Below are 26262 nucleotides of genomic sequence, written 5' to 3'. Positions count from 1 at the left end.
CAATAAAGTATTTTATTTGCAATTACAATCTTGAAATAAAAGCATTACATTATTAGGATTACCTAGTTTTTTATATCAATCCTTATGAAGAAGCAACAGCTACTAATTATTACATTTATTTTATTTGTTTCTAACGGATTATTCGCCCAATGTCCTACTGATGCTGTACTGCTCGATTCGCTCAAGATAATCAAAACCATTACTACCCCCGATAAAATTACGAGGCTTGAAAACCTGCTTTCTCTTTCACAAAAATGTGCCAATATTCAGGATTCGATACGTGGTAAAATCTGTAATAGCCTTTCGTTCAATGCATATCAGAAGAAAGATGAGCAAAAAACAATTAAATACAGCCAGTTGGCTGTCAAATACTGGGAAACCTACGCCAGCAAAAAGCCTAATGGCCTCATGTATGCTACTTACGGTACCGCAGTATATCATCATGTATTGCTCAACTATCTCGATGCTATTAAGTACTATCAGCTAACTATTGCTTACACCAAAGAAAACTACTGGAAAGGCTACTGTCTTAAACTGATTTCAGATTTGCAGTTAGAACTTGGAGATTATGACGGTATGCTCAGCAGCCTTGACAAAGCCCTGAGTTTTGTTGAAAACCCCACCGACCAACAGCTTCTTTTACTAGCCAGTAATATTTATAATAGTAAAGGAATTGCTTTCATGATGCTGCACAACGAAAAAAAAGCCATAGAAAACCTTGATTTGGCGCAAATTTTATATCAGAAATATTTTAATGCCACACATACCGAAGACATAGAACTTAAAACAAATATACTTATCAATTTGGGGTTGAGTTACTCAAACCTGAAAGATTTAAAGAAATCTGAAAACTATTTTAAAACTGCCGAGCGTATTCTTGTTCAAAATAATATGGCTGCTTTGCTGCCTAGAAACATCTATAATAATTTAGGAATTTTATACACTGATTTCCATAGATACAAAGAAGCAAATACAATTTTCAGAAAAGGGCTAGAGGGCCTAAAAGGCCAGAAAAGTGTAGAACTCAGTCGAATGTATTTAAATTATGCAATCAATCTGAAAGCAGAAAACAAACTTGATTCGTCAATAACAGCTTTAGAAAAAGCCATTGAGGCATTTCCTTTACTGGTGTTGAAGAATCAGAATTTTAATGCCATACGCAGCAAAAGGACTTTATTCTATATTTTCAGAGACTACGCAAGAAATCTTCTGCAAGCCTATCAGAAAAACCACAAACCCGAATTGCTTAATGGTTCGTTACGATATTTTTCGTATGCAGACCTTGTACTGAACCTGATGCGGCAAGAGCATCAAGGCCAAGAATCGAAAAGTTTCTGGCGCGAACATTCGCGTACCTTATATGAGTCTGCTATTGAAGCGTGCCACATAAGTAATAATGCCACAAAGGCTTTTTACTTTCTTGAGAAATCAAGGGCTATGCTACTACTCGACGACCTCAAAGAAAACACAGCCCGGCAGTTGCTATCAGCTACCGACAAGGAAAAGGAAAAATCATTCCAGCAACAAATACTTGCCTTACAGATACAGCTTGAAAACAAGCCTGAAAAATCAGTCGAATACCAGCAGGTTTCTAAAAAACTGGTTTATATGAAAGATGCCTTCTCGGTATTCAAGAAAGACTTAGAAAAACGGTATCCTGATTACTATGCAGCCAAGTATAACGAAGATTTCAAGAGTTTATCTGATATTCAGCAATGGCTCAATAAAAATCAGTTACAAGCATTTGTTAGTTACTTTGTTGGCGATAGCGCAACCTATGCCATGAAAATAACTAATTCTACTACACTACTTTATAAATTACCGCGTGATAAATATAACCTGACGAGTCAGTTCATTAATTATTGTGCCGACGAAAGTGGCATCAATAAGAACTATGCTGGCTTTTTGCAAAGTGCCAATCAACTATATACTTATCTGGTTGCGCCACTCGCTTTACCTGAAGGCCGTATCATTATTTCGTATGATGATAACTTCTTGCCATTTGAGGCGCTGAGCCGTTCTTCACAAAAAGCCGACTTTCTTGTAGCACATCATGCTATTAGCTATGCTTATTCGGCTAATTTTCTTCTGAAAAGCATTGAAAACAGAAATAAACCCTTCTTTCTGGCAGGAGGTAAATCTTTTTTGGGCGTTGCTCCTGTCAATTTTGCGCAATCGCTCTCTGTTAATAACCTTGCTTTGTCAGGGCAATCTATCCAGAAAATCGAACAAATTTTTAATGGCAAACTGCTCATTAAAACCGAAGCAACCAAAGAGGCTTTCATCAAACAGTTTCCTGAGTATCGTTTAGTACAACTCTATACCCACGCCGACACCACCCAGCAAGGCCCTGTTTTCTACCTGCAAAATGCCCCTATACGTGTATCCGAAATTAATCAGAATCCGGCCATTAACACCGAATTGATAGTTCTTTCCGCTTGTAAAACAGGTTTAGGGAAAAATATTAAAGGCGAAGGCATTTTCAGTTTGTCACGTGGGTTTTCGGCATTGGGTATTCCTTCACTTATTACTACATTATGGAGCGTTGATGAAAAAGCTACCTGCGAATTAACAGAACTCTTTTACCAATACCTGAACGAAGGTTTAACCAAAGATGTAGCCCTGCAAAAAGCCAAACAAAGTATTATTGAACGCGGAGGCCGATATGCGTTTCCTACTTTATGGGGTTCTTCTATTTTAATCGGCGACACCACACCTGTTAGTAATTCAATCGTTAATGGCTGGTTTTTACTAGCAGCATGTGCCGTTATGCTTATGACCGGAGCCTTAGCTTATTTCAATTATAAACGACGCAGAATTAACCATTAATTTTTTTTACCAGAGTAGTTTACGAAAATCAACATTTTACGACTAATGTCAGTATCTGACATTAACCTAAAATGAAGTCCCATGGTACCTTTTGACTACTCCGAAATAGTGTATTTAGAGGCCGACATAAACTATACTATTTTCCATTTTTATAATGGAAAAAAAAGCATTTCGCCCACTACACTCAAAAAAAACGCAGATAAAGAAAATTTGCAGCATTTTTTAAGAATACATCGCTCGTTTCTACTAAATCCATTCCACATTATTGGCTTGCGCAGAAATGGCAAAAAAATAAGCGTACAAATGACAGATGGCACCGAACTGGAGGTTTCGAGAAGAAGAAAACCATTGGTCAAACATCTGAAAAAGCAAATACCTGTTAGTATTGTTTAGCATTACTAGCAACTTATGTGCTTTCCTTTTCTGAAATCTTTCTGTGCAATATAGTATCGAAATAGCTATTACTCTTCTGAAATTTTCTCTTTGGCTCTTTCTTAATGAAAAAATAACAAGCCATGCTGCGTAATTAAGTTTTAGTTTGCGTGTTTTACTGATTAATTCTAGGCAAATGCACTTGTTTAAAGTGATTTGCTAGAAAACAGTATTCTCTGAAACTTAAATTGCTTACCAATTATGTTACAAACCAAAAAAACAGTAATTATTGCCTGCACTCTTTGTTTTTTGTTCCTCACATTTACTAACAGTTTTGCACAAAAAGAAACACAACACCCCAAAAACATTATTTTATTAATTGGCGATGGCATGGGTACTGCCCAGATTTATGCCGGCATAGTTGCCAGTAAAACAAAGCTAAATATTGAAAGAAGTCAGGTAATTGGATTCCATAAAAATCAGGCTACCGACAATTTTATCACCGATTCGGCAGCGGGTGCTACTGCGTTTGCTACTGGCAAAAAAACCTATAATGGTGCCATTGGCGTTGATAGTGCCAAACGAAGCCTGCCGACTATTCTGGAAATTGCCGAGCAAAAAGGCTTAGCCACAGGCTTGGTAGCCACTTGTTCGATTACACAGGCTACTCCGGCTGCATTTATTGCACACCAACCCTCACGTGCAATGGTTGAAGAAATAGCCGCCGATTTTCTGAATACTGATATAGACGTGTTTATAGGTGGTGGCCGCAACCACTTTGCCCAACGTAAGGATGGTAAAAACCTGATTGATGACTTAAAAAGCAAAAACTATCAGATTGCCAATTCTATTGAAGAAGTTGAAAAGATAAAAAGTGGCAAACTGGCAGGTTTTCTGGCCGATGTGGAGCAAGTTAAGATGTCGGAAGGGCGTGGTAATCAATTGCTAAAATCGACCGAAACGGCCTTAAACATACTGAAACAAAATAAAAAAGGGTTCTTCCTGATGGTAGAAGGCTCTCAGATTGACTGGGGTGGCCACGCCAATGATACACAATATATTGTTAATGAAATGCTTGATTTTGACCAAGCCATTGGTGCAGCTTTTGACTTTGCCGATAAAGACGGTAATACGCTGGTTATTATTACAGCCGACCATGAAACCGGAGGGTTCTCGATTAACGACGCCGATAAAGATGGCCACATTGAAGGCAAGTTTACTACCAAAGGCCATACTGGTGTAATGATTCCGGTTTTTGCTTATGGCAAAGGTGCTAGCCTGTTTTCGGGTTTTTACTTCAATAATGACATTTTCTTTAAAATAAAAACAGCCTTTAAGTTCTGATGATAGGTAATAAATTTTGAAAAAACAGAAAAGCCTGAAAGTTACACACATTCAGGCTTTTGATTTACTATTATAGTAAGTTTTAAGGCTGCTTGTCACCTTCCATAACTGCACCTTGCATACTTAGTTTAATTTTTGATACGGCTTTTGTTGTATCGTCTCTTACAAACTCTACTTTACCATCATAGCCTGTTACCAAAAAAACATCAATCTCTTTAGTAGGGGCTAATTCAGCAGAACCTTGTCCTACGGCTTCTCCCATAAGTTTACCACCTTGTATGGTAACAATGATTTCTTCAAAAGGCGAGTCTTTCATTTTATATTTGCCAACATAGCTTTTAGCAGCAACGGTATCAAGGGCAATAGTAGTTGAAGCCTGCGTCTGTGCTGATACTTCAAAAGTAAGGGCAAAAAAGCCAATAAATAATAGTGGCAATAGTCTTTTCATTTGTTTAAAATGTTTTTAGGTAAAATACGACAATGCTGTTAATACAAATGCAAGATAATTATTTTAGTTATATCAAAAACAAAAAAATCGTTAGCTTTTAATTAAAAAACAATAATTTTCTACACAAACGCATTAAAAGCGATACAAACACTACTAGCATAAAAATATTTAGATAATTTAACTAATAAAATTTGTATTAATAAATAATATATCTATTTTTGCCAAAAATAAAAGATATATTCTCAATTTCAATACAATGGCAAAAGTAACAGAGCACCTCAATAACACGCAAGGGAAGCCCGTTTTTTCAATCGAAATTATTCCTCCAGTAAAAGGAAGTAATATTAATGACTTACTAGCCTCGATTGAACCCATGATGGAATTGAATCCGCCTTTTATTGATGTAACATTTCATCGGGAAGAATATATCGTAAAATCGATGCCCGACGGTGCAACCAAAGAAATTAAAATCCGTAAACGCCCCGGCACAGTAGGTATCTGTGCTTCTATTTTACATAAATTCAAGATAGACCCCGTTCCGCATGTGTTGTGTGGCGGCTTTACTAAAGAAGAAACCGAAGACCTGCTCATTGACCTCAATTATTTAGGTATAGAAAATGTACTGGCACTTCGCGGTGACTTTGCCAAGCCTTACAACTATTTTAAAGCCAAAAAAGATGGGCATTTTTATGCCAATGAGTTGGTAGCCCAAATCAAAGACATGAATGCCGGAAAATACCTACACGAAGAAGCCGCCTATTTAAGTGCCAGCGATTTTTGTATAGGTGTGGCGGCGTATCCTGAAAAACACTTTGAAGCTCCTGACCTTGAGCAAGATATTGAAAATCTGAAACGAAAAATTGCCGCAGGTGCCGACTACGTTGTTACCCAGATGTTTTTTGATAACCAGAAGTATTTTGATTTTGTAAAAAGATGCCGCGCTGAAGGTATCACAATTCCGATTATTCCTGGGTTAAAGGTACTTTCAACAAAAAAACAACTGGATGTGCTGCCTAAATTGTTTTATCTGGATATGCCCGAAGCATTCAGAAAAGAAATTGCCGCCTGTGAGAATGATAAACAAGCCAAGCAAATAGGCATTGAATGGTGTGTGCAACAATGCCGCGAACTGGCAGATTTTGGCGTACCTGCCCTACATTTTTATACCATGAGTAAGTCTGATACCACAATGGCTGTTGCCAAACAGATATTCTAGGCATAACAATAGGACAATAAAAAACGGTACTAATAACTTAGTACCGCCTATTAATTCTTTACCTTCGGGTTGATAAATATGGCTCTTATAGATATAAGGACTCTTTACCAAATTTAACAGCCAGAAGCGCATATACTACTGCACGATATTTATTTCTGTTCGATGAGCCTAGTTTTTCCATTACTTCATCAATGGCAGCATCAAGCGCAGGGCTATCGGCTAAGCCAAGTTTATCGATAAGGAAATTTTTCTTGACTCTGGCTACTTCCTCAGGGTCACTTGCTGATACTTTTGAAGCATCTGCATTGTAAATAGATGGGCCTAAGCCTTTAGCAACGGCTGTTATTAGTTCTTCACTTAGCCCCAGACCAAGACTGTTTACTTGGTCCATATAGGTTTCAATAGCTTCTGCTAGTTTACTCATTTGGTTTTAAAATTAAGGGTGAGCGTTTTTTTGTAAATATTCAATAAAAACTTGTTTTTTGCAAACATTTAGGTTATTTTTCTAAACTGGTGTTATTTGCAGGGCTTTATTGATATTAGTACGGCCTGAAAAAGTAAAAAGTTTGAGAAAAAAACTATCAGAAATTAATTTTTCTACGCCTTGCCAGTACTTGCCATGTAGTATTAACCTGCTGGTTTTCAACCACATAAGCCTCGTCATACAAATTCACGGTAGGGCATACATGAAAAGGTACTCCGTATAATACGTCTCCAACTTTAACGCCCTCCCAATCTTTCACTTTTAATACACCATGCTCTTCGCTTTGTCCGATTAATTCATAATCGGTCAGGTTCAGAAAGCGTATCCTTTTATCGATAGGATTTTCAGCCGCTACGGCTTTATGCCCCATATCAACGGTTACAATACCCTGCTGCGGTTTCGATATTACACGTGTCATTATCAGCGCGGCGTAATCAAAGGGTTGTTCGGTTAGTTTATCACCATAGCCCCAGTCCCACAAAACACAAGTACCCGGGCTACAAAAAGTTTGAACCCTTAAAGCATGAGAAGTAAAAGCGGGAGTTCCGCCAGCAATAACCATAGGGTCAGGCAATCCTTCTGCGGCAATAGCTTCTAAAAAATGTTGTACATCAACAAAACCCTTATCGATTTCATTTTTACGTTCTTCAAAATTGGTTGCCCTTATATGCCCGTCATACACGTGTAAACCGTATAAGTGTAAAGCTGGCTGGGTTGATATGTATCGGTATAATTCCAGAATTTTATCATCGAGCGGATGCCCCGACCTATCCATTCCATTATTTACATCCAGAAAAACGTTAGCTACAAGGTTATTTTCAGCAAAAATCTCCTGATGAGCCTGTGCTACCTCGCGTGAATCAAGCAATGAAGCAAATAATACGTCGGGATACTGTTTGCACAACGCAACCAGACGATTGATTTTAGGCCCAACCAACTGGTGAGCAATCAAGGCATATTTACCTCCGGCAATGGCTACCATTTCGGCCTCAGCAATGGTGGCACATTTAAACTTTGTAATACCCGCAGCCAGCATCATTTTTACTACTTCGGGCATTTTGTTGGTTTTCACGTGTGTAAAAAGACGCTCAACACTTCCGGCAATCTCAATCATTTTGTTAATATTCTCCCCTATCCGTTCTTTATAAATAAGAAGCGACGGAGAATCTAACTCATTTTCATTGCTGATTCTGTACCAATCCATAAAATAATAGTCTGTTTAACAAGCTCAGGCATACTGAGTTGCTATTGTTCGTAAATCTCAATCGGGAGGTCATCGGGGTCAGCAAAGAAAGTAAATTTCTTTCCTGTAAACTCATCAATTCTGATAGGCTCAACCACTACGCCTTTGGCTTCAATACTGATTTTGGCTTCTTCAACATTAGCTACTTCAAAAGCCAGATGGCGTAAACCGCATGCCTCAGGTCTGGACGGGCGCGGTGGTGGGCTTGGAAAAGAGAACAATTCTATAATGTAATTATCATCAATAGCCAAATCAAGTTTATACGATTGACGAGCCTCTCTGTAAACCTCTCTTATTACTTTCAAGCCTAAAACCTCTGTATAAAAGTATTTAGATTGCTCATAATCAGAACCAATAATAGCAATATGATGAACTTTATTAATTTTAACCATACTCAGTTTTCAGGATTTAATTCAAACATGGCTTCGATTTCGACAGAAATATTACCGGGTAATGAACCCATGCCTACGGCAGACCGCACACCTATGCCATTTTCGATACCCCATAGTTCGGCAAATAGCTCGCTACAACCATTAATTACATACGGATGGCTTCCGAAATCTGGCGTGCAATTAACCATGCCTAATACTTTTACTACGCGCTTGATTCTGCTCAGGCTCCCCAGATGAACTTTCAGCGAAGACAACATGGTTAAACCAACCTGACGCGCAGCCAGTTTGCCCGCCTCAATGTCAACTTCTGAACCAACGCGGCCAACCATTAGCTCGCCGTCTGACTGAACTGGCCCATGCCCTGATACATAAATAAAATTATCGACAATCAGACAAGGCTTATAAATACCTTTAGGTTCGGGCGCAGGAGGTAATTCTAAATTAAGTTTTGAAAGTTTTTCTTCGGGTGTCATACACAATTAATCATTTTTAAATAAACATATTCAGAACCAAAACACCGAGCAGCCCAACCACCGAAACAATGGTTTCCATGACTGACCAAGTCTTGATAGTATCTTTGATAGAAAGGTTAAAATATTCTTTAAATAGCCAGAATCCGCCATCGTTCAGGTGTGAAAACAACAAACTACCGGCTCCGATAGATAACACCATTAGCTCAGGTTTTACGCCTGTTTGGCCGCTAACGAGTGGTGCCACAATGCCTACTGCGGTTAGGCCAGCCACAGTAGCCGAACCCACACATAAACGCAAAACGGCTGCGATTGTCCAACCCAATACGAGAGGATTCATCGGAAACCCTTGTAGCTGCTCTCCAATATATAAGCTGATTTGGCTATCACTTAAAATCTGCTTCAAAGCACCTGCCCCCGCAATAATCAACAAAATAACCGAACAGCTTTTAAATGCTTCTTCTAATTGCTTACTAACCGTTTTAATGCTATGCCCTTGCTTGATACCCAACAAATAAATGGCTAATAGTAAAGATAGCAGCATACCCACATAAGGTTCGGCAATAAGGGTAACTAGTTTGGTATAATATTTTGTTATTGTGGCTGTATCAGTAAAAAAGACTTTACTGAGAGCTTTAAAAATAAATGGGACAGGATAATATTTTTTAAAAAATGATGTAAACATCAGTAAAATTACTGGCATTAAGGCAACCAAAAGACTCTCGAATAAACTTGGCTGTTTTTCTTTAGGTATAGGCTTAACATTAAATAGAGTGGTGTCTATCTGAGGTTTATATTTTTTCAATGTGCGCCCGAAAATTGGCCCGGCAATAGCAATAGCCGGAATAGCAATAATGATACCGTACATCAGGGTTTGCCCTACATTGGCGTGTAGTTCTTTGGCAATAGCAGCCGGCGACGGATGTGGAGGCAAGTACCCATGCGCTACTGACAAAGCCGATAACATAGGAATACCCACATACAATATGGGCATATTAGTTGAAATAGAAATGGAAAAAATAAGTGGAACAACAATAATAAAGCCTGCATTATAAAACAGCGGAATACCAATAATAAAGCCTGCCAGAGCTAAGCCCCATTGCAGATATTTTTTTCCGAAAACCCGAATCAGCGTGTCTGTAATTCGTTGGGCGGCTCCGCTTTCTGCCACCAGTTTGCCTAGCATTGCACCAAATCCGATAATCAAAATTAGTTCTCCGAGGGTTCCACCAATACCTTTTTGAATTGATTTGCCAATACTCTCAACTTCCATTCCGCTAGCTAACCCTAAACCAATAGCAATTAATATAAAAGAAATGAAGGTATCTAGTTTTACAAAAGCTACCAGCACTATCAGGGCTATGATAGCAATCAAAGTAAGTATTATAGGCATTGTTCAGATAGGTTGAAGGTTTTGTTTTAAATGCAAGTTAATCAAAAATGTCAAGTTTGAAAGCACCCGTCAGGATAACATTATTTTCCTGACCTCCACTGAACCCTCATTCAGCAGGTTGAAGGGTAAGACATGCAGCACCATATCTTCTTCGTAATCAAATACTTCCAAAGGTTGTGTAAAATTTTCATTAGCAGGGTAAATCAGAAATAAATGGCGGGCGTTATACTTTTTTCCGTAGGCGTATAGCTGATATAAATCTTGTTGCTCAATACCGTAATTCTGTTTGGGTTTTGAAGCATCAATGAGTTTCCATTTGGTATCAAAAATTAACACCTCTTTATTTTCATTTTGCTGTTTTTCAATCACAATATCAGGAATCAGCCTGAACCTAGCCTGCGCTTTATGACTTACTACCAAATGTTTACGACGGTCTTGTAGTTTTACTTCGTAGTTGTCGGGTAAATATTTGCGAAATAGCTGCCCTACGTAGTTTTCAAACAGTATCTCCATCGGAAACAGTAGTGACATCTGAAAACTATTGCCTGAAAACGGCAGAAAAGAATGTTCGCTCAAAAACACCCATGCCCATTGTAAAATATGTTTATAACGTTCTGAATGTGGGCTTACGACTTGGCTTTTTGTAAAGTCCTGCTGAAGATTATCAGAGAGCGGGATTTCTTCAAGTACTGATAAATACTGCCATATACGTTGCCTTGTAGCATTACTAAACACGAAGGTTTTTAGCTTTGCAAGGCATGTTTTCAGAATCCTGTTTTGGGGTATGTCATAAATAAAGTCATCGTAAGCAACAAATATAGCTTGTTGGTTTAGCAAATTCTGATGAATATTTTCGGCAATCAGTATTTTACCTTTTATATATTGCTCGTTCGATTCTCTGGGTTCATAGTTTCTTCCTAAACCCAGATTCAGAAGTTTTTCGAGTTCATCCAGAAACACAGTAACGTAAACCTCCAGTAAGGGTAATTTACTTATTGCCAGATGCGCTTTTGTTAGTGACTGATACGTTGAAAAAGTTTGAAGCATTTTTAGCAGCATCTGCCGTGCTTCTTTTGCAGAACCAGCCGTCGATTTAGGCAGAATTTCTATCTGAAGGTTGTCGCTTATCTGCAAAAGACCTACATAGTTCTTTACTTTTACCTGTTCTTTTGCCCGCTGTACGGCATAAGTAAAAAGTAAATCGTTGGTATGTGTAAAAACGAAGTCTTTAATTCGGGCAAATATGTTATCTGACACAAAAACCTCAGAAAATGAGTCAACAGGTGATTCATAATCACCTACTTTTTTAATCACTCCAAATTCTGAAATAATAATGTTTTTCATTGATATAAATAGCCGCCAAAGTTGTGTAACTTTTGTTTAATCGTTAAATCTGTTACGAATTTAGCTATTTATTGGCGTTCTATTATACCTAGGCAATTATATTATTACCCATATTCGGGCATTTACTCCAGAATAATGGCAGACACAAACTTTTAAACACCTACGCCCCTACAAACGGCCACTGTACTTAGCTATTTTCTGATACAGCTCTTTCGGGTTAAAAGGCTTTGTTACGTAGTCGTCCATACCTACTTTAAAGGCCCTGTCTTGGTTATTAAGTGTCGCCGATGCTGTTAGGGCAATAATAGGTATATCTGTTCCGGTTTCTTTTATTTTTTCGGCAGCCGTATAACCATCCATTTCGGGCATAAGTAAATCCATCAGAATCAGGTCGTACGAGTTGTTTTTGAATTTATCAATGGCTATCAAGCCATTTTCTGCCGTATCAAATTCAACTTTCCATTTTTCTAGGAATTTTGAAGCTACTTTTATATTAACAAAGTAGTCATCAACGAGTAACAGCTTTACACCTTCCAGACTTACCTCGTTTACATCTTCAGCCATAGAAGCCAATTGCTGCTTAATTGAAGTACCTATTCTTAAATCAAGTGTAAAATGGAAGGTTGAGCCTTTGCCTGCTTCGCTTTCCAGAATAATATCGCTGTTATATAACTGAACAAGTTTTTTGCTGATGACCAGCCCTAATCCTGTACCACCAAATTTTCGGGTTGTTTCTGAGTTAGCCTGTGTAAATCTTTCAAAAATCAGTTTTTGCTTTTCAGGTGGAATACCAATACCCGTATCAGTAACCGAGAAGAAAATAGTTGCTTTCTCGGTATTTTTTTTCACAACCGATACTTCTATTGTTACACTACCGTTGATGGTGAACTTCACGGCATTCGATACCAGATTTGCCAATACCTGCCCGATTCTCAGCGAGTCACCTATCAGGGTATTAGGAATATCATCATCGAGCATCAGCTTTATTTTATTCCCTTTTTCTTCTGCCTTTACCTGATTGGCTTTCTTGATGTTTGAGACTAGTAGCTTGAGGTCGAATGGCATTTCTTCCAGTTCTACTTTTCCGGCTTCAATCTTACTGAAATCAAGAATATCATTGATTAACAAATGCAGGTTTTCGGCCGAGAATTGCAAGGTCTTTAGATTTTCCATAACCGACGGGGTTTGTTCTTCCTGTTGCATCAGGTAAGTTAGCCCGATAATGGCATTCAGGGGAGTCCTGATTTCGTGGCTCATCATGGATAAAAACTCCGATTTTGCCTGTGTGGCATTCTCGGCTGTTTCTTTTGCATGAATGAGTTCAAGCTCAATCTGTTTTCTGGTTTGAATCTGGCGTTGAAGCAGGTCAACCAACGACGAAAGATTATTATCGTCAAGTTCAGATAAATTGTTACTTTCTGGGGTTTCGAGCAGATAAATAGCTTCAATCAGTTTTTCTACTGAGTGTTTACGTTCGGCTATTTCGTTTTTCAGCTTCTGATTAATTTCGTAATATTCTACTTCATTTAAAGATGCCGAATGCTCTGAAAGCTCTTTATCACGGTCAAAGCTAAAATAAGAATCATTTACAGCTTTGACGAAGCTCTGAAAGGCTTCGTTTTGCAAACACTCTTCTGATAAATGCTTTTTTAATTGTTTGGCCAGTAGTTTGTGTATGTTATCAAGATTCATGGTATCAGTTTTCAGAAAGGGTCGTGATTGTCATGGTTTGGTTGTGCAATCCGCATTGCGCATCCGGGCGGAGGGGTGATATTTCTCCGTACGAATAAAACCCTGTAATAACAGTTCCTTTTCCAAAAACATCTCTGGCAGCCTCAACTTCTTCTTCAGTGCGTTGCCCCAAAACCAGTTTGCGCCCTACGCAACTAATTAAAAGTGCAAGTTCGGGGGCTTTTTCCATGTTTTTAATAGACGTTTGTGCTGCTGTTGAAGAGGCATCAACCAGATGGTCAAAATTAGCTTTCATAAACCTTACCATAGCTCCTTTAGGCATTTCGCCAGCAAAGGTCATGGTTTTTTGTTCTTCATCAATAGCAAGGATTGTTCTCACAAGTGGTTCAGAGTCGGGTTTTTCACGCATTGAAAGCGGAAAAAGCAAGGCGGCTCCGGGTAAATCTTTGGCGTATTTGCCTAAGTATTCTTTATATAAATCAAGGGCGGCTTTGTCGCCTATTTTATATAAAACGTTATATTCTGATTCAGTTACTTCTCTTTCTGGCCCGAACACATCCCAACCGCCCATTGTACCGTGGCCTATTTTTAAATCTTTACCATATAGGCCAATGCCTATAATACGGCCTTCTTGTGGTTGTTCGTTCAGCCCTACAAGTGTTTTTTCAAAACGGCCGGCATCACCAGCTAAACCTCCCGAAATCGGAATCTGATGGTTTGTTGTAATATTTAATGCTTCAATTAGTTTACTACCATTTACCCTACCGCCATCTGAAATTATCAGGATAGCCGCCAGGTTATCGGCTTGCAGATTTTTGGCGATTACTTCACCTGCCTGAAAACTTTCGGTATGGTTTGTAATATCTATTTTGGTTGTTTTTACTTCAGTTTTTTCAAACTCAATGGCTGTAACAATAATAGAGTCGTCGTTTACGCTATCACCATATATTTCTCCTGAGGTTGAGTTGATAACAATTTCCGCTGAGGGAAATAACTCACGCAAATAAGGATAAGGATTATTTTTTTCGAGGAGCGTTCTTTCACCAAAAGCAAGTACTAGTTGGGCTTTTTTTTCCGAAAAATTTTCTTCTTTTGATAATTCTTTCCAGCAGTTATTTTCAAATTTAATCTGGCTGATTTTCATACAATATTATTTTTCGTTTTTTACAACAAAAATCATACTATTTTCTAAAATTTAGTATAAACGATGATTAAAAATTAAGAAAAAGTTAATTATACCCAAATATCGTTCTGTTAATATACCGAAATATCTTTTTTTTGAAAAATGATTAAGTGGAGGTTTAATCATTTTTCAAAAAAAATTCGTGCCAATTTTAATTCTTATCTCTTTTATTTTTAATGGTTTATAATACAACCGTTCCCTCATCAATTCGGATAACATAACTTTTACCGCCGGCCTCTTCAATTGCTCTTGCTACTTCTTCGGGACTCTCAGGTGCATATACGAACATACACCCACCGCCGCCAGAACCATTAATTTTGCCACCGAGTGCGCCGGCTGCCATAGCGGCCTTTAACATACGCTCAATTTTGGGGGTTGATATATGCAGTACATCTCTGAGAATACTGTGGTGTTCTGATAACAAATCACCCAGTTGTTTATCTGTCATTTTGTTTTCTCTGAACAATTGCAAGGCTTCTCTCAAAATATCTCTGTTCCGAAGCGTACCTATAAGCAATACATATTCATCGGTTGTGAGGTAGGGTTTTAATTGTTCAGAAGTCGCGGTTTCAAAAGTATGTAACGAAAAATCAGGATACTTTGTTTTGATTTTTTCAATGAGGTCCAGCCGTGCAAATTTTGCACGTTTCAATACACCAATGGTATCTTTAGGCTCTTTTGAATCGGCTAATACAAACGCTCCGAGCGAAGGTTGTAAAGGCTCTGTTATTACTTTAGGGCTAAATTCAAGATAAACAGCATTTCCGATAGCTGTTGAGAGTTGGTCCATCATTCCACCCGGCTCGCCAAATTCGACTACTTCTGCCTGAAAGGCCATTTCTCCAAGCTGTTCGGGAGTAAAGTTTTGGGGTATATCGGCCATTTTTGATAAAAAATGAATCCAAGTAACCAATAGTGCCGATGAACTTGAAGTACCTGAATTGATAGGGATATTGCCCGTAACTGTACATTCAATACCCTTAGAAAAAGTAAGCCCTTTATCGAGCATCAGATTATAGCCGCTTCTAAAATAGTCTCTTTTTTGTATGTAGGGCATTCTGGTATCAGAAACTTCCATACGAAGCTCCGATTCAATATCGGGTAAATGAATAATAATTTGTTTATCGGCTCGGTGTTCACCTGTTATCTGAACTCTGCGAGAAATTGCTGATGCAATAACGGGCAAGCCGAGATAATCCTGATGTTCTCCGAAAAGGCATATTCTGCCCGGAGTAGAAATAGTTAGCATTGAAAGGATTGAATAAATTGTTTACAGCCCTAAAATTATACAAAAAAGCCTTGCTAAGTAACTTAACAAGGCTTTTTTAAAAAATATCAGTACTTATACTCAGGCTTTAGCAGCTTTTCTGTTTTTCATGTAGAAATACAAACCTGTGAAGGCAACTATCAGTATAACCGGAAACAATACCATTGTATAAAGTGTAGCCTGACCTGAGGCTAGTGTAATTTTATCGTAGGCAGTGATTTTACTAATAATATCGGTGATGTTCATTTTCTCAAATTCCTGCACACCGCTATCTAGCATTTTTTGCAAATCAGCTAAAGAAACTCCTTTTTTGTCCAGTAATTTTGAAAGCGATTCCATCTCTTTGTAGGTGTCAACAGTAACACCTTGAGCAGCCGATGCACTGGCGTTGTTAGAGTCAATCCAACGGCCGATAATCGGCTGAAAAATTGAACTCGAAAACATACCTACACCACCAATGACCGACATACCCAATGCACCACTGGCGGGTATCTTATCGGCTACAAAACCTACCATATTAGGCCAGAAATAAGCAATACCACAAGCATAAACAATGGCTACAAGATATAATATTGGGCCTGTCATGGTACTATACATATACAAACCAATAGCAGTTAATATGGCTGAACCCAACAATACACCTGTCTGGTCTATTTTATGAATAATTGGCCCTGCAAAGAATCGGGCTACTGCCATAGTTCCAGTAGTTAAGGCCAATAATACCATTGGGTTAGCTCCACTTTTTCCAAGAATCAATTTAACCCATTGTTGCGGGCCGAACTCTGAAATAGAGGTAAGCGCCATACACAAGAAAATAAATATGAAAAGTGGCGAGAACATAGCCTTTAGATTCTCGCTGATTGATGACGCAGCTTGTACTTTAGGTTTAGGAAACTCCTGCCCCCAGAACAATATTACATAAATAACGGTCGGTATCATGATAGCCCATATTTGTGCCTGCCACGATAACCCCGTCCTTGTCATTGCCTCTGAAAGTAACGAACCGATTACAATTCCACCCGGGAACCACATGTGAAAACGGTTCAGCATCTGGCTCATTTTGTTTCCTTCATAAGCATCGGCAATCATTGGGTTACAAGCGGCCTCAGTACAGCCATTACCTAAACCAATAAATAATGTTGAAACTAAAAGTAATTCGTAGCTACCACCTGAAAAGATAGTAAGCAAGATACCTATGGTGTGTGAAAGAAAAGCAAATTGCATAATTCTTTTACCACCTAATGAGTTGTAAATTAAGCCACCAACAATCATCGAAATCGGAAAACCTAAAAACCACATCTGATTAATAGTACCTAATTGTTCGGCAGAAAAACCGTACTGGTCTCCTAGTTGGTCGAGTATTCCGGCACGGATACTAAATGAAAAAGCAGTAGTAATTAAAGCAAAACAACTCCCAAGAAATAGGCGCGACTTGTTAATGTTCATAGTGTTCGAAGTTTTTTAGGGTTCAATAATTTTTGCAAGCGTAAAAGTAGTTTTTTTTATAATCTTTCAAAAGAAAATGATATTTATAATTGTAAAAAGTACAATTATCTTGATATTTAAAGTCGATTTCCAAAATAACATAAAACAAGTAAAAGTTACACCCAGAGGTTTTAAGAAAAGTAACTAGCTAATATGCCCACACTTTGTGCAAATTAAATTTCTGAGCTGGTACTTACAAAAGTATCAATCAGGCAGTAAAACAGAAAACGCCTATTTATGCGATGAACGCTTGGTTTTTGCCTACAAGTCGGGCAAAAATCATAAAAACATTAAAATTACTTATAAAAATGAAGGCCGATTTCCATTAAAAACAGGCAATATTTCTATAAATAATGGGTTTCTTGATTGTAAAATCAGATTAAACCTTTTTATTTTACACAAAGTTATAATTTTGTCGTGCGTTTGTAAATCCGAGTTTATGAGTGGCTTCTGAAGCCTTTTTGGTGGTATTTCTGATTGCAGAGAGCTTCACCCACAGAGCCATACAACACTAGCACGCAGCTATTAAAGTGATACAGGCAATTTAATTAGCATCAAACGTATAAAGCATTAAAACAACATCGTTTTTCATTAAAATTTATTTAACGAAAGGCGGTTATCAGTAAATAATTTAATTAAAATTTCAACCCTTTAGTCTACAATATGCAACGAAAAATCCGAATGGGAATGGTCGGTGGCGGTCGTGGTGCGTTTATTGGAGCTGTCCACCGAACAGCTGCAGCCATCGATGGCGAAATCGAATTAGTTTGTGGAGCTTTTAGTTCTACTGCTGAGAAATCAAAAGCATCGGGCGAAGATTTAATGCTTTCTCCTGAACGCTGCTACGGCGATTTCAAAGAAATGATTCAAAAGGAAAAACGACGCAAAGACCGTATGGATGCGGTTTCTATTGTTACTCCTAACCACATGCACTTTGCCCCCGCTAAGATGGCATTGGAGAACGGCTTTCATGTGATTTGTGACAAACCCGTTACTTTCACCTTATCGGAAGCCAGAAAACTTAAAGACCTTGTTGAAAAAACCGGACTTACTTTTGCCCTTACCCATAATTACACTGGGTATCCGATGGTAAAACAGGCCCGCCATCTGGTACAAAGTGGAGCTTTGGGCAAAATTCGTAAAGTTGTGGTTGAGTATCCACAAGGCTGGCTGGCGTTTCTTGAAGAAAAACGTGGCTATAAACAAGCCGAATGGCGTACCGACCCTAAACGCTCGGGTATTGCAGGTGCCGTGGGCGATATCGGAACCCATGCCGAGAATCTGGCCGAATATATTACGGGTTTAAAAATAACTGAAATGTGCGCTGATGTAAGCACTTTTGTAGAAGGTCGTTTACTAGACGACGACGCCAACGTATTATTGCACTTCGATAATGGCGCGAAAGGTATTCTGCATTGCAGCCAGATTTCGAATGGTGAGGAAAACAACCTGACTATCAAGGTATATGGCGAGCTTGGTAGCGTAACGTGGAATCAACAGGAGCCTAATACATTAGCTCATAAATCACAGGAGTTTCATCATATTTACCGCCCATCAGTAGGCAATCTTTGTCCTGAGGCCAAAGCTAATATCCGTCTTCCATCGGGCCACCCAGAAGGATACCTCGAAGCCTTTGCTAATATCTATCGTAATTTTGCCCGTACTGTCCGTAAAAGAATGAATGGCGAAACCCCAAGTTCAATTGATTTGGATTTCCCGACAATTGAAGATGGTATCAGAGGAATGCTGTTTGTTGAAACAGTAATTGCTTCAGGTAAAAGTAACTCAAAATGGGTTAAGTTTAAATCTTAAATTTTAACGTATAGCTTAAAGCAGATAATTCGTAAAAGGAGGTGAATGAAATAAATTTGTGGTTTCATGAAGCATCCATAAACCTCTTTATTTGCTATTAACTATTACTCTTGCCAGATTAACTCGGCAAGGCAAAAAATCAAGAAAACACGTATCAGAATGACCGAATTATCTATTATTAGCAAATGAGTCATTCAATAATTTTTTATTAGATTATGAAAACAATTAAAGGACCAGCAATATTTTTAGCACAATTTCTGGGCGATGAAGCCCCTTTTAATTCTTTGGATACTATTGCCGATTATATGGCAGGCTTAGGATATAAAGGTATCCAGATTCCGACATGGGACAGCCGCATGATTGATTTACAGAAAGCGGCAGAGTCAAAAACATACACCGATGAGCTGAAAGGTAAACTGGCAGATAAAGGTCTTGAAATTACAGAATTATCAACTCACCTTCAAGGCCAGTTAATTGCTTCACATCCGGCTTATAATGCTATGTATGATGCTTTTGCTCCTGCTTCGGTGCATGGCAATGAGAAAGCGCGCCGTAAATGGGCAGAGCAACAACTTATCTGGGCGGCACAAGCCTCTAAAAACTTAGGCTTAAGCTCACATGTGGGTTTTTCAGGAGCATTAGCATGGCCTTTTTTATACCCGTGGCCTCAACGCCCCGCTGGTTTGATTGAAACAGCATTCAAGGAACTAGCTCGTCGTTGGAAACCAATTCTGAATGTGTTTGACGAAAATGGTGTTGACTATTGCTATGAGCTACACCCGGGTGAAGATTTGTTCGATGGTGCTACTTTCGAAATGTTTGTTGATTATCTTAAAGGTCATAAACGTGCTTGTATTAATTATGACCCAAGCCACTTTGTGTTACAACAACTAGATTATCTGGCCTTTATAGACTTATATCATGACCGCATTAAGGCTTTCCATGTAAAAGATGCAGAGTTCAACCCAACAGGTAAACAAGGCGTGTATAGTGGCTACTCTGGCTGGGCTAATCGTGCCGGACGTTTCCGCTCATTAGGTGACGGACAAGTTGATTTCTCGGCCATTTTCAGTAAATTATCACAATATGACTACGGTAGTTGGGCAGTATTAGAATGGGAATGCTGCATTAAGTCGTCGGAGCAAGGAGCAGCCGAGGGCGCACCTTTCATTGCAGACCACATTATTCAGGTAGCTACCCGCGCATTTGATGACTTTGCTGCAACTGGTGCCGACGAGAAAGTAAACCGTAAAGCATTAGGTATTTAATTTCTGAAAAATAGATATTCGTAATAAAAGGGCACCTCTGCCCTTTTATTGTGGACTCACCCGTATAAAGTATGTAATTACGTTTGGTGAGATTTTAATTTATAGCATACTTTTTAATTTAAACTCAATCTTAACATTTACATGAAAAAAATTCAATTAGGTAGTATTGCACTATTGGCGCTGGTTATGGCTTGTGCTACTACAACATTTGCCCAGAAAAAAGGGAAATGGGTATCAATTTTTAATGGCAAAGACCTTACCGGTTGGCATAATTACAATAAAACCGGCCCTGTTGGTGACAAATGGCAAGTTGAAGATGGTGCCATCGTACTGACTGGCAAAGGTGGTGGTGATATTGTAACAGATAAAGAATATGAAAGTTTTGAACTAGAGCTTGACTGGAAAATTGCTGAAGGTGGCAATAGTGGCGTAATGTGGGGAGTTGTAGAAGATAAAAAATATTGCTGCCCTTACTCAACAGGCCCTGAAATGCAGGTACTAGACGACCAACGCCACCCTGACGCTAAAGCAGGTAAAACTGGCAACCATAAAGCTGGCTCGTTGTATGACATGATTCCGCCGGCTACTTTTGAAGCCGTAAAACCAGCAGGCGAGTGGAACACCGCTAAAATGAGAATCGACCGCAAAGCCAACAAAGGTACTTTCTGGCTAAATGGCAAACAAACCGTTGAGTTTGATTTGAGCGGCCCGGGCTGGGATAATATGGTAGCTAACAGTAAATTTAAAACTTGGGAAGGTTTTGGCAAATATGCTAAAGGTAAAATAGCATTACAAGACCACGGCGATAAAGTGTGGTTTAAAAACATTAAAATAAAAGAGCTTTAATAAGTTATCTTCAATTTCTTTCAAAGCCTACATCTAAAATATGTAGGCTTTATTTTTTGGTACGATTCTTGAAATTAGTTAATCAAGACTTTTATTTGAGTGACTAATCAAGATATTACCTATGAAAAGTTTAAATAGCTGTTTTTTTACTTTCTCTTTTGCCGCAAACATGCTTATATTTATTGGCAATTCTTATGCGTTTGCCGGTAACACTTTAAATTCTTTTCTTTTAAAGCAAGGTTTAATGGTATCAAGCCCTAGGGAGGGTGTTATGCGTTTCATGACTGACACAACCACTAATTCAGCACGTATTAATTCTACCTGTCAGGCCACCATTTGTACTCCTTTTTCTATTAATAAGTCAAAAACGCTGGTTCAATCAAAAGAGATGTTTTCCAGTTTTTTAGCTGATAGCACCATGCGTACAGAGGTCACAAACACTCATAATACTACTATTTATGAATATGGACTCAGATTTCAAGTAACTCAGAATGGTATTATTGTAAAAGTAGGCTCAAAATTGCCCAATGCTGGTGTTTATCGTGTATCTGTCTGGGATGCCGCCAGTAAAACTGTTTTAGCCCAAAAATATGTCGTACAATACCTGCCCAATGTGCAAGCATGGGCCGATGTCCCTGAGCTAGCTCTTGAAGCAAATAAAGATTATTTCATTTCTATTATTTCTGATAACTGGAACGATGCTTACCTTAAATCTGGGTCGTTGATAGCCTACCCTTTAGTAAAAGACAATTTCAAAATTATGGCTTTTGCTTATACAAGCCAGCCGTCGTTTTCGGCAGTTGCAAAGTTTCCTGACATCGAAAATAATAAAACATCTATCTATGGGTTTGTTGATTTTGGTTTTATTGCCAAATAATATCCTCAACACCGTTTTAGTCTTTGCTTTGCTTCTTCCAGTGTATTAACAAAGTTCACTTTTCCGCCTTTATTACTTTCGTAAATAAAGTCATGCAGGCTTTTGCTGGTAAAATTTGAGAAATCTCCTACAATAGCCAACGGCATATTATAGGTCGAAAACTTCTGAAGAATTTCTCCGGCAACTTTTGTTTTTAAATCAAAGAAATCAGGCGTTAGGTTGTGCTGATGTATAATCAGGCTACTAGCTCCTGAATACGCTGCATTAGCCAGTATATCGAGTGCATCTTGTACATCGTTTATTACTATACTGTCTGCTTTTAGTTCAGCAATAGAAACGTTATCTTCTGTGGTAATTTCAATATTCATTTAATTCAGATAAGCATATATTTCAGAAACATCAAAGATATGATATTCTTTTTAAAGCCCATTATTCGAGGATATTTATTGCTAATTCAGCAAATAAGTGGCATTTGATTAAACTTTTCAAGGATATAATTGTCAAATAAAGCTATGGGGCAATAATTATAAAATTTAGCCGTTCAGATTAAATTGGTTACTTTTGCAAATATTTTTTAACAAAAAAGGTCAGGAATGAAGAAATTAGCGTTTAGTTTATTATTAATTTCAGGAATTAGTAGTGTAGGATTTTCTCAAAACATCGCTCTCAACAATTTAACAACAAAAGAAGACAACTGGAAAGGATTAACACCTCTGCTCGAAGTAAACGACATCTTACGCTATATTTATAGCGACCCTCTCAAAGAAAACTACATACATACCATACCCGCAGGTTACCCTTTAGATAAAGACATTCATATCAACTCCTTTTATGGTTCGCGGAACCATCCTGTTCATAATGTAACAAAATTTCATAGAGGAATTGATTTGAAAGGCGATGTTGGTGAAAAAGTGTATGCCACAGGAGATGGGCAGGTAATTGAGGCGGGTTATAAGAGCGATATAGGTAACTATGTAAAAATTAAACATTCTTACGGTTTCGAGTCTATTTATGGGCATTTGAGCAAAATATCTGTCAAGAAAGGGCAGAATATCACACGGCATCAGTTGATTGGTAAGGTGGGTGCTACCGGAACCGTAACAGGCCCACATTTGCATTATACACTCAAGAAAAACAATAGCTACATTGACCCTTTCGATTTTTTGTTTCTTGATTTCGAGTCGGAGGGTGTAAGTATGCTTTGGGCGCAGAAAGGCAAATTAGCCTGATTACCAATTATTTGAGAATAAAAGCATTATTTAAAGCCCTTTATGGGCTTTTTTATGGCTGCTAACTACCTGAAAACCACAGGATAATTATTAAATAGGTAAAGTTATGGTAGTAGTTACTAAAGCATATAGTAATGGTAATATATACTACTGAAACAGATTTTATCAATCTGTTTCAGTAGTAGCTTATGTTTACCAAACCGTAATACGTTCAGTTTCGGGTTTATACATTTTATCGCCGGGTTGCACATTAAATGCCTTATAGAACGGCGTAAAATTCATGAGAGGACCGTTTACACGCCATTTGGCTGGCGAGTGTGGATTAGTGTTTACATACATCCGCATAAAGGCATCTTTGGTTTTAACACGCCATATTCTGGCAATTGAAATAAAGAAACGCTGCTCAGGTGTAAATCCATCAATTTTTTCGCCATTCTTGTATTGGTCAGTAAGTTTAAAGGCATCAAATGCAATAGCGATTCCTGCAATATCGGCCGTATTTTCTCCGACGGTTAATGCTCCTTTTACATGTACCGAATCAAGTACCGTAAACTGATTATACTGGTCTATAACCTGTTGGGTTCGGGCTTTGAACTTCTTAAAGTCATCTGCTTTCCACCAGTTTTTAACATTACCAACTTTGTCGTATTGTGCGCCCTGGTCGTCGAATGAGTGTGTAATTTCATGACCAATCACCATGCCTATGCCTCCATAATTAAGGGCATCGTCGGCGTTTAAATCAAAATATGGTGGTTGCAAAATACCCGCCGGAAACACAATTTCATTTAGCGGTGGATTATTATAGGCCGTTACGGTTGGTGGCGTAGTACCCCATTCGGTGCGGTCAACGGCTTTACCTAATTTGGATACCATATAATTGAAATCGTTCTGACTGGTAGCCAGACGGTTTTCGAAGTAGGTGCCACGATTAATTTTTACAGCCGAGTAATCTCTCCACTTATCAGGATACCCGATTTTTTCGGTAAAGGCATAAAGTTTTTCTTTAGCTTTAGCTTTGGTGGAGTCGCTCATCCAATCGAGGCGGGTAATACGGGCTTCAAAAGCGGTTTTGAGGTTATCTACCAATATACGCATCCGTTTTTTGGCTTCTTCAGGAAAATATTTTTTTACATATAATTGTGCTAGCAAATGCCCAAGCGAACGGTCAACGGCCTCGGTTATTTCTTCGCCACGTGGTTTTTGTGTAGCCTGCCCTGTCAGAATTTTCGAGTATTCGAAAGATGCCTTGCTAAATGGTTCGCTAAGTAAATCGGCGTAGGCCGTTAGCGATTTTGCTTTTAAATAGGCTTTCCAGTCTTCGATAGATGCCGAAGCGAGTAAGGCGTTCAGACGGTCATAATAGGCTGGTTGTTGCATATTCAGGGTGTCTACCTTTAAGCCTAACCCTTTGAAATAAGCATCCCAACCGATGTTAGGTTGCTTGGCAACAATTTCCGACAATTTCAATTTATTGTAATTGGCCTGTACATTTCTGCGTTCAATGTTGGTTTTGTGTGAGGCCGCCAGTTCTTTCTCAATTGCATAAGCGGCTGATGCCATTTTAGCCGCTGCTGATGGCTCGGTGCCAGATAGTACGAATAATTTAGTCAGGTAGGCTGTATATGCTTTCTGAATGCCGAGAGTAGAAGAGTCGGTTCTGAAATAATAATCTCTTTCGGGCAGCCCGATGCCTGTCTGGCTCAGATTCACGATATTGATGGCACTATTTTTAATATCAGGACCAACACGAAACCCGATAATTGAGTAATTGTTCATCTTCTGTTGCCCTGTAACAAATTTCATCAGCGATGACACATCTTTGATACCGTCAATGCTTTTAAGCAAGGGCTTTATGGGTTCATAGCCTCGTTTGTTGATGGTGGCAACATCTAGCCCCGACGCATAAAAATCTCCTACTTTCTGGCCAATGCTACCCGCCGGACTTTTAGTAGCCGAAACGCTATCAAGAATACCCTGCATACGGATACGTTGCGGAAAATTCATGAATGAATATGAGCCTACTCCTGTCTGAGTAGACGGAATCTCGACTGAATTGTACCATTTGCCATTTACATACATAAAGAAATCATCACCGGGTTTGACGCTTGGGTCAATATCAGTAATATGCACTTTCTGCGCCAATGCAGGTTGCGCACTAACTAAAGCCAATAAGAGAATGAAAGAAAGAGGAAAGATTTTTTTCATGTTTTGTTTGTCGGGTTGTTGATTAGAGTGTTTTTGTTTTAACAAGTTATTAGGTATTTTTGAATACTCAACGCAAGATAAATTATATATCCAAACTATTCAAAAATATTAATGAAATAACAAAAATGGCAAAATCATTTCAAATAGGAGAGAAAATATATAAATTCAAAAAGGATGCAATAGCAGGTAATTTCATGGGTTATCTGTTTGGAAACCTTTTCTGAATAAAAATAAAACCTTACTGCTGGGTTGGTTTTCAGAAAATAACCATAAACAAAAATCAAATTATTAATAGATGGACAAAAACCTAAGACAAGTATTATGGAATCAGTTGGGAGCGAGTATTGATATGCTCATAAATGTAATTTCCAATTGTCCTGAAAACTATTTTTCGACCAATCGACGGTTTTACTATATTGCGTTTCATAGTACAATTTTTTTAGACTACTATTTGACACTTCCACCCAAAGATTTTTTACCGCTCCTTTCTTTTACAGATAAGGAACCGGAAGCAAGACCCAAAGACGCTATTGATAATTTAATACCTGACAGAGATTACAGTAAACAAGAAATTGTGGGATATCTTAACCAAAGCCGTAATAAATGTAAGCAACTTATTGAGTCTTTGACTGACGAAAAACTAAATGAAAGGTTTAAAGAAGGCGACGACCCTAATGATATGGATTATCCGATTTTGGAAATTCTACTTTATAACCTAAGACACACGCAACATCATACAGCGCAATTAAATATGTTTTTACGACAAGATTTAAATAAACACATGGAATGGTCATTTAGGGCTGGAGATATATCTAACGTTGACTTTACAAAGGATTAAAGTCAAATCAACAGTTTTTTGAGTG

23 protein-coding genes are annotated in these 26262 nt (G+C 38.4%); 10 read left to right on the top strand and 13 right to left on the bottom strand.

All coding sequences use genetic code 11. The annotated features are described in order from the left end of the window. The first annotated feature begins 84 nt into the window (after positions 1-84). The 3 genes from WAA15_RS15510 (at position 85) to WAA15_RS15500 (ending at position 4545) form a co-directional block, all read left to right on the top strand. The gene (locus WAA15_RS15510; RefSeq protein ID WP_337043707.1) at positions 85-2829 is read left to right on the top strand and encodes a CHAT domain-containing protein; all 2745 of its coding nucleotides are present in this window, start codon (positions 85-87) and stop codon (positions 2827-2829) included. 81 nt (positions 2830-2910) lie between these two features. Next, on the top strand, positions 2911-3222 hold the full coding sequence (locus tag WAA15_RS15505; RefSeq protein ID WP_337043706.1) for a LytR/AlgR family response regulator transcription factor: 312 nt from the start codon (positions 2911-2913) through the stop codon (positions 3220-3222). 240 nt (positions 3223-3462) lie between these two features. Next, positions 3463-4545 (top strand): alkaline phosphatase, encoded by a 1083-nt coding sequence (locus tag WAA15_RS15500; RefSeq protein WP_337043705.1) that lies wholly within the window; start codon positions 3463-3465, stop codon positions 4543-4545. A gap of 82 nt (positions 4546-4627) precedes the next feature. Here the strand turns inward: WAA15_RS15500 and WAA15_RS15495 are convergent, their stop codons facing one another. Continuing rightward, positions 4628-4993: a hypothetical protein gene (locus tag WAA15_RS15495; protein ID WP_337043704.1), complete on the bottom strand. Its 366-nt coding sequence runs from the start codon at positions 4991-4993 to the stop codon at positions 4628-4630. Positions 4994-5249: 256 nt separating this feature from the next. Between WAA15_RS15495 and metF the strand changes: the two genes are divergently transcribed. Next, positions 5250-6209 (top strand): methylenetetrahydrofolate reductase [NAD(P)H], encoded by a 960-nt coding sequence (gene metF, locus WAA15_RS15490; RefSeq protein ID WP_337043703.1) that lies wholly within the window; start codon positions 5250-5252, stop codon positions 6207-6209. A gap of 85 nt (positions 6210-6294) precedes the next feature. Here the strand turns inward: metF and WAA15_RS15485 are convergent, their stop codons facing one another. From WAA15_RS15485 to WAA15_RS15440, 10 genes are all read right to left on the bottom strand, one after another. Then, positions 6295-6633 (bottom strand): DUF2853 family protein, encoded by a 339-nt coding sequence (locus WAA15_RS15485; RefSeq protein WP_337043702.1) that lies wholly within the window; start codon positions 6631-6633, stop codon positions 6295-6297. A gap of 157 nt (positions 6634-6790) precedes the next feature. Further along, entirely contained in the window at positions 6791-7897 is a 1107-nt protein-coding gene (locus WAA15_RS15480; protein WP_337043701.1) for a D-TA family PLP-dependent enzyme, read from the bottom strand. Between the two features lie 41 nt (positions 7898-7938). Then, positions 7939-8328: an SMU1112c/YaeR family gloxylase I-like metalloprotein gene (gene gloA2 / locus WAA15_RS15475; RefSeq protein WP_337043700.1), complete on the bottom strand. Its 390-nt coding sequence runs from the start codon at positions 8326-8328 to the stop codon at positions 7939-7941. 2 nt (positions 8329-8330) lie between these two features. Beyond that, positions 8331-8801, bottom strand: a complete 471-nt coding sequence (locus tag WAA15_RS15470; RefSeq protein WP_337043699.1) for a RidA family protein — start codon at positions 8799-8801, stop codon at positions 8331-8333. Positions 8802-8817: 16 nt separating this feature from the next. Continuing rightward, positions 8818-10191, bottom strand: coding sequence for a gluconate:H+ symporter (locus tag WAA15_RS15465; protein ID WP_337043698.1), 1374 nt, complete (start codon positions 10189-10191; stop codon positions 8818-8820). Between the two features lie 69 nt (positions 10192-10260). Then, positions 10261-11535 (bottom strand): McrC family protein, encoded by a 1275-nt coding sequence (locus WAA15_RS15460; RefSeq protein WP_337043697.1) that lies wholly within the window; start codon positions 11533-11535, stop codon positions 10261-10263. 168 nt (positions 11536-11703) lie between these two features. Then, entirely contained in the window at positions 11704-13227 is a 1524-nt protein-coding gene (locus WAA15_RS15455; RefSeq protein WP_337043696.1) for an ATP-binding protein, read from the bottom strand. Between the two features lie 4 nt (positions 13228-13231). After that, on the bottom strand, positions 13232-14371 hold the full coding sequence (locus WAA15_RS15450) for an FIST signal transduction protein (protein WP_337043695.1): 1140 nt from the start codon (positions 14369-14371) through the stop codon (positions 13232-13234). A 220-nt stretch (positions 14372-14591) separates the two neighbouring features. Continuing rightward, positions 14592-15659, bottom strand: a complete 1068-nt coding sequence (locus WAA15_RS15445) for a GHMP family kinase ATP-binding protein (protein WP_337043694.1) — start codon at positions 15657-15659, stop codon at positions 14592-14594. Positions 15660-15758: 99 nt separating this feature from the next. After that, positions 15759-17123, bottom strand: a complete 1365-nt coding sequence (locus WAA15_RS15440; protein WP_337043693.1) for an MFS transporter — start codon at positions 17121-17123, stop codon at positions 15759-15761. Positions 17124-17825: 702 nt separating this feature from the next. On the opposite strand from WAA15_RS15440, the gene WAA15_RS15435 reads away from it, so the two are divergent. The 4 genes from WAA15_RS15435 to WAA15_RS15420 all read left to right on the top strand — a co-directional run bounded on the left by WAA15_RS15435 (position 17826) and on the right by WAA15_RS15420 (position 21965). Then, the gene (locus WAA15_RS15435; protein WP_337043692.1) at positions 17826-18974 is read left to right on the top strand and encodes a Gfo/Idh/MocA family protein; all 1149 of its coding nucleotides are present in this window, start codon (positions 17826-17828) and stop codon (positions 18972-18974) included. Between the two features lie 215 nt (positions 18975-19189). Then, positions 19190-20242 carry a sugar phosphate isomerase/epimerase family protein gene (locus WAA15_RS15430; protein WP_337043691.1) on the top strand — a complete coding sequence of 351 codons (1053 nt, stop codon included), beginning with the start codon at positions 19190-19192 and terminating at the stop codon, positions 20240-20242. Between the two features lie 141 nt (positions 20243-20383). Then, positions 20384-21088 carry a 3-keto-disaccharide hydrolase gene (locus WAA15_RS15425; protein ID WP_337043690.1) on the top strand — a complete coding sequence of 235 codons (705 nt, stop codon included), beginning with the start codon at positions 20384-20386 and terminating at the stop codon, positions 21086-21088. Between the two features lie 121 nt (positions 21089-21209). Beyond that, on the top strand, positions 21210-21965 hold the full coding sequence (locus WAA15_RS15420) for a hypothetical protein (RefSeq protein ID WP_337043689.1): 756 nt from the start codon (positions 21210-21212) through the stop codon (positions 21963-21965). Positions 21966-21970: 5 nt separating this feature from the next. Here the strand turns inward: WAA15_RS15420 and WAA15_RS15415 are convergent, their stop codons facing one another. Then, complete coding sequence (locus tag WAA15_RS15415) at positions 21971-22333, bottom strand: DUF4180 domain-containing protein (RefSeq protein ID WP_337043688.1); 363 nt, start codon at positions 22331-22333, stop codon at positions 21971-21973. A 225-nt stretch (positions 22334-22558) separates the two neighbouring features. Here WAA15_RS15415 and WAA15_RS15410 point away from each other — a divergent pair, with 225 nt between their 5' ends. Continuing rightward, positions 22559-23194, top strand: a complete 636-nt coding sequence (locus WAA15_RS15410) for a M23 family metallopeptidase (protein WP_337043687.1) — start codon at positions 22559-22561, stop codon at positions 23192-23194. Positions 23195-23386: 192 nt separating this feature from the next. Here the strand turns inward: WAA15_RS15410 and WAA15_RS15405 are convergent, their stop codons facing one another. Further along, on the bottom strand, positions 23387-25399 hold the full coding sequence (locus WAA15_RS15405; protein ID WP_337043686.1) for a M13 family metallopeptidase: 2013 nt from the start codon (positions 25397-25399) through the stop codon (positions 23387-23389). 295 nt (positions 25400-25694) lie between these two features. On the opposite strand from WAA15_RS15405, the gene WAA15_RS15400 reads away from it, so the two are divergent. Beyond that, positions 25695-26237 (top strand): DinB family protein, encoded by a 543-nt coding sequence (locus WAA15_RS15400; protein ID WP_337043685.1) that lies wholly within the window; start codon positions 25695-25697, stop codon positions 26235-26237. Positions 26238-26262 lie beyond the last annotated feature (25 nt).

Origin of the sequence: Emticicia sp. 17c (assembly GCF_037153985.1) — a bacterium.
Classification (GTDB): domain Bacteria; phylum Bacteroidota; class Bacteroidia; order Cytophagales; family Spirosomataceae; genus Emticicia.
The sequence above is the reverse complement of the archived record's forward strand: the minus strand, read 5'-3'. Positions and strand labels throughout refer to the sequence as shown.